Raw genomic sequence first — 6,787 nt, forward strand, 5'->3', positions numbered from 1 at the left:
CATCAGTCCTCGAGCAGCCCACGTTCCCGCGCGTACCCGGCCAACGCCTTCTGCAGCGCCTTCCTTCCCCGGTGCAGCCGGGACATCACGGTGCCGACCGGCGTGTCCATGATCTCGGCGATCTCCTTGTAGGCGAACCCCTCGACATCGGCGAGGTAGACGGCGAACCGGAAGGTCTCCGGCAGGTCCGCGAGCGCCTGCTTGACCTCGTCGTCGGTGACCGCGTCGAGCACCTCACGTTCCGCCGATCGGCCCCCCGACCGGCTGATCTCGTCGTAGAACGAGAAGTCGTCGATCTGGTCCTTGAGGTCCTCCTGTGGCCGCCGCTGCTGCTTGCGGTACATCGACAGGTAGGTGGTGTGCAGCACCCGGTACAGCCAGGCCCTGAGGTTCGTGCCAGGCCGGTACTGGTGGAAGGAGCGGTAGGCCTTCGCCACCGACTCCTGTACGAGGTCGGCCGCGTCGTGCGGGTCGCGGGTGTAACGCATCGCCGCGCCGTAGAGGCGGTCGAGGTGCGGCAGGACCTCCGCTTCGAAGCGCTCGCGACGTTCGGCGTCGGTGAGCTCCTGGCGGACCGGTCCGCCCGTCGGAGCGGCGGGATCGCGGGAGCCGACCTCGCCCATCACCACGCTCCTCGCCGTCGGACCGAGAGCCTAGGGCAGGGCTGACCCACCCCGGCTGTCCACACCCCTCCCCGTTCTTTCGTAGCATATGATTACATCTCGATGTAGCTTGCGTGGGACGCCCCGCTCCGCGGCCCCTGGGTCCGGAGGCCGGCCCCGTCACCGCCCCCGCGGGGCCGGCGCGTCACCCGACGACAGGACGAAGCGTGAGCGACGAGACGATCCGCTGGTTCGACGACGAACCCGACGTGCCGACGCCGTCCCGACGGACCCGGTGGCTGCTGGTCGCCGCGGTCGCTCCCTGGCTCGTGGTCGTGCTGGTGCTCGTGCGCAGCGGGTCGGCGTCCCCGACGCAGGTCGCACCCGCGGCGATCGGCGGCGGACCCACCGCGGCCAGCGCAGGCGGCGCCGATGACGAGCACCGCGCCGACGACGACGGCGGCGATGGCGCGAACGGGGACACCGACCGGGCGGTGGTCGAGCCACAGGGATCGCTGCTGGACGAGCCGGCGAGCGGCGCGAGCCAGGACGGGCACGGCGCGACGGACCTCGTGACCTCGCGGGTGGCGTACGGCGTGGCCGAGGCGCTCGCGGTCGCGGTGACCCGGGCCTGGCTGTCCGACGCCGGACCGGATCTGCCCGCCCCCGGTATCGACGTGCGACGGGGCGCGTACCTCGAACACGTCGTGGTCGAGCGCATCGACCTCGTCGATCCGCAACTCGCGGTCGCGACGGTCTCGGTGGTGCTCCTCGAGCGTGACGGCGACGTCTACGGGGCGGCGACGCTCCGCCGTGTCGCGGTGCCGCTCACGGTGACCCCGTCCACGGTGCACGCGGGAGGCACGCCGTGGTGGCTGGCCACCGCCCTCGACCTGACGCCCGTCCCGCCCGAGACCGGCGTCAACGACGACCCAGCAGCGCCGGACGCGGCGGTCGACGCCCTGACCGCTGCCGGGTACCGCGACGTGACGGTCGCCGGCCTGGCGGTCACCTCGACCGGCGTCGTGGTGGCCGAGGTCACCGCGACCACGGAGGCCGGGGACCGGATCGATGGGCCGGTGTGGTTGCGGTCGTCCGCCGACGGCCTCGAGCTGCTCGGCCACCACCGGGACGACCGCACCTGAGCCCACCCGGGTCGCACGCCACGCCCGCAGCCACGACGGGGAGACCACCGTGATCAGCCACCCGCAGCCGGAACCATCCGCCGACCACCCTCGACCGGACGCCTCGGACGGCAGCGATGGGCCGGGCGCCACCGTCATCCCGCTGCCCGTCCATCGCCTCCGCGGTGGGTCGCGGTCCGCCGTCCGTCCGACCACCCGACGGCCGTCAGCCGGGCCCGATCCGGTCACGCTCGCGGCCACGCTGGTGCGCGCTTGCGCCGAGGTCGCGGCGGGACGTCGAGCGCTCGTGCAGCTCGAGCCCGTGCTCGCGCCGACCCTGCTGCGCCGTCTGGCCATCGAGCTGCGCTCGCGAGCCACCCGGCCCCAGGAGCTGCCGACGATCCGTCGCGTGCTGATGTCCGCCCCGACACCGTCCGGGGCTCTCGAAGCCACCGTCCTCGTGGAACTGCACGGCCGCGTCACCGCCGTCGCGCTCCGGCTCGAGCGCCACCACGGCGCGTGGCGGGCCACCGAGCTGACCGCGCCCGAGAGCGGTTTCGCGCCGCTCCGTACGCGCTCGAACCCCCTCGGAGCGAGGGGGTTCGATGCCTTCGACGAGGCCGCGGGCGACGATCAGCCCGAGGTCACTCGGCGCCGTGGCAGCGCTTGAACTTCTTGCCCGACCCGCACGGGCAGGGCTCGTTCCGACCCGTCTTGGTCTCGGCCGTGTAGGTGCCGCCAGCTGCGATGCGGCGCACGGTGGAGCCGTCCTCACGCTGCTCGACGGTCCGGCCACGCTCGTCGGTGGACGTCGTCGGACCGCCGTCGACGGTGTAGTCGGCCGATCCGCTGGTCGCGCCGGACCGGTAGGTCAGCCCCGACCCACCGCCGTCGTCGAGGGGGATGGCCGCCGCGACGTCGTCGCGGGTCGGGCCCCGCTCGCCATCGGCCGCGTCGTCGCCAGCCGCGTTCCCCCCGGCCGCTGCCCCGTCCACCGGCGTCGTCCCGGCCGCTGCCCCGTCCACCGGCGTCGTCCCGGCCGCGGCAGGGGTCGGCGCCGCACCTGCGGTCGGCGCCGCTGCGCCCGCCGCTGCCGACGCTCGGCCGGCGGCAGGAGCCCCGGGACCCGCGGCGGCCACGGCGCCGCCCTCACCCTCGCGCTTGACCGGCAGACGGAAGAAGTAGGTCGTCGCCTCCTCCTTCAGACCCGCCATCATGTCGCTGAACGACGCGAAGGCCTCGCGCTGGTACTCGGTCAGCGGGTCGCGCTGGCCCACCGCTCGTAGCCCGATGCCGTCGCGCAGCGCGTCCATCTCGTAGAGGTGCTCGCGCCACTTGCGGTCGACGACGGAGAGGATGACGCGGCGCTCGATCTCGCGCATCACCTCGGGGCCACCGACCTCCTCCTCACGACGGTCGTAGGCGTCGTGCACGTCGTCGATGAGCAGGTCGATCATCGTGCTGTGGTCGATCTTGTCGAGGTCGATGCTGGTGAAGTCGAAGGTGGTGTCGTAGACGGCCTCCACACGCGTGGCGAGCCCGTCGAGGTCCCAGTCCTCGGGGAACACGCCGTCGGGACAGTGCTCCTCGACGAGCTCCTCGATGGCGTCCTCGACGTACTTCTGGGCGAGCTCCTCGACCGCCTCGTACTCACCCGCGAGCAGCTTCTGCCGCTGGCCGTAGACGACCTTGCGCTGCTCGTTCATGACGTCGTCGTACTTGAGGACGTTCTTGCGCCGGTCGAAGTTGAGGCTCTCGACCTGACCCTGCGCGTTCTGCACCGCCTTGGTGACCCACTTGTGCTCGATCGGCACGTCTTCGGGGATCTTCAGGCGCGTCATGATCCGCTCGACCGCCGACGCGTTGAACAGGCGCATCAGGTCGTCGGCGAGCGACAGGAAGAACCGGGACTCGCCGGGGTCGCCCTGACGACCGGAGCGACCGCGGAGCTGGTTGTCGATGCGGCGGGAATCGTGGCGCTCGGTGCCGATCACGTACAGACCACCGAGCTCCTTGACCTCGGTACCTTCGGCGCGGCACGCGTCGTCGAAGCGCGCGAGCGCGGCCTCGTAGGCCTGCTCCCGCTCCTGCTCCGAGGTGTCCTCGGGGAGCTGGTTGACCTCGTCGCGGGCCATCTCCTCGGGGTTGCCGCCGAGCATGATGTCGGTACCGCGGCCGGCCATGTTGGTGGACACCACGACCGCGCCCTTGCGGCCGGCCTGGGCCACGATGTGTGCCTCCCGCGCGTGGTTCTTGGCGTTCAGGACCTCGTGCTCCACCCCGCGCCTGGTCAGGAGCTTGGAGACGGTCTCGGACTTCTCGACCGAGGTGGTGCCGATCAGCAGCGGCTGGCCCTTCTCGTGCCGCTCCTCGATCTCCTCGGCGACCGCCTCGAACTTGGCGGACTCGGTCTTGTAGATCAGGTCGGCCTCGTCCTTGCGGATCAGCGGCCGGTTCGACGGGACGGTGATGACGCCGAGGTCGTAGATCTCGAGGAACTCGACCTCCTCGGTCTTGGCGGTACCCGTCATGCCGGCGAGCTTGTCGTAGGTCCGGTAGTAGTTCTGGAGGGTGATCGTGGCGAGGGTCTGGTTCTCGTCCTTGATCTGCACCCCCTCCTTGGCCTCGATCGACTGGTGCAGCCCCTCGGAGTAGCGACGACCGTCGAGGACACGGCCGGTGTTCTCGTCGACGATCTTGACCTCGCCGTCGACCACGATGTACTCGCGGTCGCGCTTGAACAGCTCGCGGGCCTTCAGCGAGTTCTGGAGGTGGTGGATCAGCGGGGTGTTGACCGACTCGTACATGTTGTCGATGCCGAGCAGCTTCTCGACCTTGGCCACGCCCTCCTCGGTGACGGCGACGGTCCGCTTGGCCTCGTCGACCACGAAGTCACCGGTGGACTCCCCCGGGCGGTCGCCCTCCTCCCCACGGGTGAGGTTCGGCGCGATGCGGCGGGCGAACACCTGGTACAGGTCGGCGGACTGCTCGGCCGGACCGGAGATGATCAGCGGCGTGCGGGCCTCGTCGACCAGGATCGAGTCGACCTCGTCCACCAGCGCGAAGTGGTGACCGCGCTGGACCTGGGCGGCCTTGGTCATCGCCATGTTGTCGCGCAGGTAATCGAAGCCGAACTCGTTGTTGGTGCCGTAGGTGATGTCGGCGGCGTACGCCGCACGCTTCTGATCCTTGGTCTGCCCCGAGAAGACCACGTCGACGGTCAGGCCGAGGAAGCGGTGGACGCGACCCATCCACTCCGCGTCACGCTTGGCGAGGTAGGGGTTGGTCGTGACGATGTGGACACCCTCGCCCGACAGGGCGCCCAGGTAGACCGGCATCGTCGAGGTCAGGGTCTTGCCCTCACCGGTCTTCATCTCGGCGATGTTGCCCCCGTGGAGCGCGAGGCCACCGAAGACCTGGACGTCGTACGGGCGCTCCTTGAGCACCCGCCAGGCCGCCTCACGGACCACCGCGAACGCCTCGACCGTGAGATCGTCGAGGTCGGCACCGTCCTCGAGCCGCTGCCGGAACTCGTCGGTCTTGGCACGCAGCTCGGCGTCGGAGAGGGCTTCCATCTCCGGGCTGAGGGCGCTGACCTGGTCGACGATCTTGCCGACCTGCTTGGCCTTGCGTCCCTCGCCGGCGCGCAGGACCTTGTCGAGGACTGCCATGGAGCTTCTCTTCGTTCGATCCGGCGGTCCGGGGACCGCCGCCTGGACCCGGCCACGGCGAACGACACGCCGGACGGGAGGGTGGCGGTGCACCGCACGCGGGGCGGCGGGCACCGAGAGCGATGGTACGACAGCGGAGCCGACCGGCCACGGGCGGCACCGAACCCTGGGTCGGGTCCGCTCACCTCGACGCACGTCGGATCGGACGATGAAGGCTCAGCGCGCGGTCCGAGCCGCAGGCCGAGCACCGCCGACCGGCCGGCTCAGGTGATCTCGAGCAGCTTCTCGCGCACGGCGTAGACGACCGCCTCCATCCGCGAGTGGAGGTGCAGCTTCTCGAGGATGTTGCGCACGTGGTTCTTGACGGTGTTCTCGGAGATGAACAGCGTCCGGGCGATCTCGCGGTTGTTCATGCCCTGCGCGACGTGCTGGAGGACCTCCATCTCGCGCGGGGTGAGGCGGGGAGCTGGGACCTGCTCCTTCTCCTCGTCCTTCTTGATCATCGCCGCGAACTCGTCGAGCAGCTTGGAGGCCATCGAGGGCGAGATCAGCGACTGGCCGCCGTTGACCGACCGGACGGCGTGGCCGATCTCGTCGATCGAGATCTCCTTGAGCAGGTAGCCGTTCGCCCCGGCCTTGATGGCCTCGTAGAGGTCATCCTCCTCGTCGGAGATCGTGAGCACGAGGATCTTGGTCCCCGGCAGCTCCTCCTTGATGGAGCGCGCCGCCTCGATGCCGGAACGCACCGGCATCCGGACGTCCATGACGACGACGTCGGGCGCGTGCTCGCGAGCCATCGCGACCGCTGCCTCGCCGTCCCCGGCCTCGCCGATGACGTCGATGTCCACCTCGTCGTCGAGCACCATCCGCAAGCCTCGACGGAACAGCTCGTGATCGTCAGCGATGAGCGTGCGGATCGGATCGACGTCGGCCACGGGTGCGCTCCCCTCGCGCGCCACCGGGAGGCCGGGCGCGCCTCGTTCGAGTCTAGCCCCCGTGGGGGCTCATCGGACGGCTTCCCTGGCACCCTCGTGCCGGGGACGTCGGCTGGTCGGCCCAGGGGGCGGGCGCGAACGGGCCCCACCCCCGAGGTCGGTTCAGTACTCGTCGTCGTCGACGACGCCGACCGGCACCGGTTCGCGGTTCCCGGGGTGCGCGGCAGCAGCAGCCTGACGGGGCTTGTTCACCAACTTGGTCTTGAGCTTGCGGACCTGGCGGACGAGCTTGGCCTCCGCCCGGTCGATCGCGGTCATGTGGTCGGGACCGGACGCGGACGCACGCAGGTACTTGCCCTTGGCGTGCAGCACCACCTCGCAGGTGATCCGGTCCTCGATGCGGGGGTTGACCTCCTCGGAGAACACCACCTCCATGTCGATGAACCGGTCGAAGT

Annotated in this window: 6 protein-coding genes; 2 read left to right on the forward strand and 4 right to left on the reverse strand. The window is 70.5% G+C overall.

The annotated features are described in order from the left end of the window. Positions 1–2: 2 nt before the first annotated feature. Entirely contained in the window at positions 3–623 is a 621-nt protein-coding gene (locus tag WEB03_RS02030) for a sigma-70 family RNA polymerase sigma factor (RefSeq protein WP_368069306.1), read from the reverse strand. A 206-nt stretch (positions 624–829) separates the two neighbouring features. On the opposite strand from WEB03_RS02030, the gene WEB03_RS02035 reads away from it, so the two are divergent. Beyond that, positions 830–1,747 carry a hypothetical protein gene (locus WEB03_RS02035; protein WP_368069307.1) on the forward strand — a complete coding sequence of 306 codons (918 nt, stop codon included), beginning with the start codon at positions 830–832 and terminating at the stop codon, positions 1,745–1,747. Further along, positions 1,674–2,396: an Rv3235 family protein gene (locus WEB03_RS02040; RefSeq protein WP_368069308.1), complete on the forward strand. Its 723-nt coding sequence runs from the start codon at positions 1,674–1,676 to the stop codon at positions 2,394–2,396. Before WEB03_RS02035 ends, WEB03_RS02040 begins: the two co-directional genes overlap by 74 nt. On the opposite strand, the gene secA is transcribed toward WEB03_RS02040, so the two are convergent. From secA to WEB03_RS02055, 3 genes are all read right to left on the reverse strand, one after another. After that, entirely contained in the window at positions 2,371–5,397 is a 3,027-nt protein-coding gene (secA, locus tag WEB03_RS02045; RefSeq protein ID WP_368069309.1) for a preprotein translocase subunit SecA, read from the reverse strand. The two genes, WEB03_RS02040 and secA, sit on opposite strands and share 26 nt — an antisense overlap. A gap of 263 nt (positions 5,398–5,660) precedes the next feature. Next, complete coding sequence (locus tag WEB03_RS02050; protein WP_368069310.1) at positions 5,661–6,332, reverse strand: response regulator; 672 nt, start codon at positions 6,330–6,332, stop codon at positions 5,661–5,663. 162 nt (positions 6,333–6,494) lie between these two features. Further along, positions 6,495–6,787 (reverse strand): HPF/RaiA family ribosome-associated protein (locus WEB03_RS02055; RefSeq protein WP_368069311.1); only part of this gene is annotated, 293 nt, incomplete at its 5' end.

This window comes from Nitriliruptor sp., from assembly GCF_040882075.1.
Taxonomy (GTDB): domain Bacteria; phylum Actinomycetota; class Nitriliruptoria; order Nitriliruptorales; family Nitriliruptoraceae; genus Nitriliruptor.

Coding starts and splice junctions, on each gene's coding strand:
- secA (WP_368069309.1), bottom strand. CDS start 5,397: ATGGCAGTCCTCGACAAGGTCCTGCGCGCCGGCGAGGGACGCAAGGCC.
- WEB03_RS02040 (WP_368069308.1), top strand. CDS start 1,674: ATGGGCCGGTGTGGTTGCGGTCGTCCGCCGACGGCCTCGAGCTGCTCG.
- WEB03_RS02030 (WP_368069306.1), bottom strand. CDS start 623: ATGGGCGAGGTCGGCTCCCGCGATCCCGCCGCTCCGACGGGCGGACCG.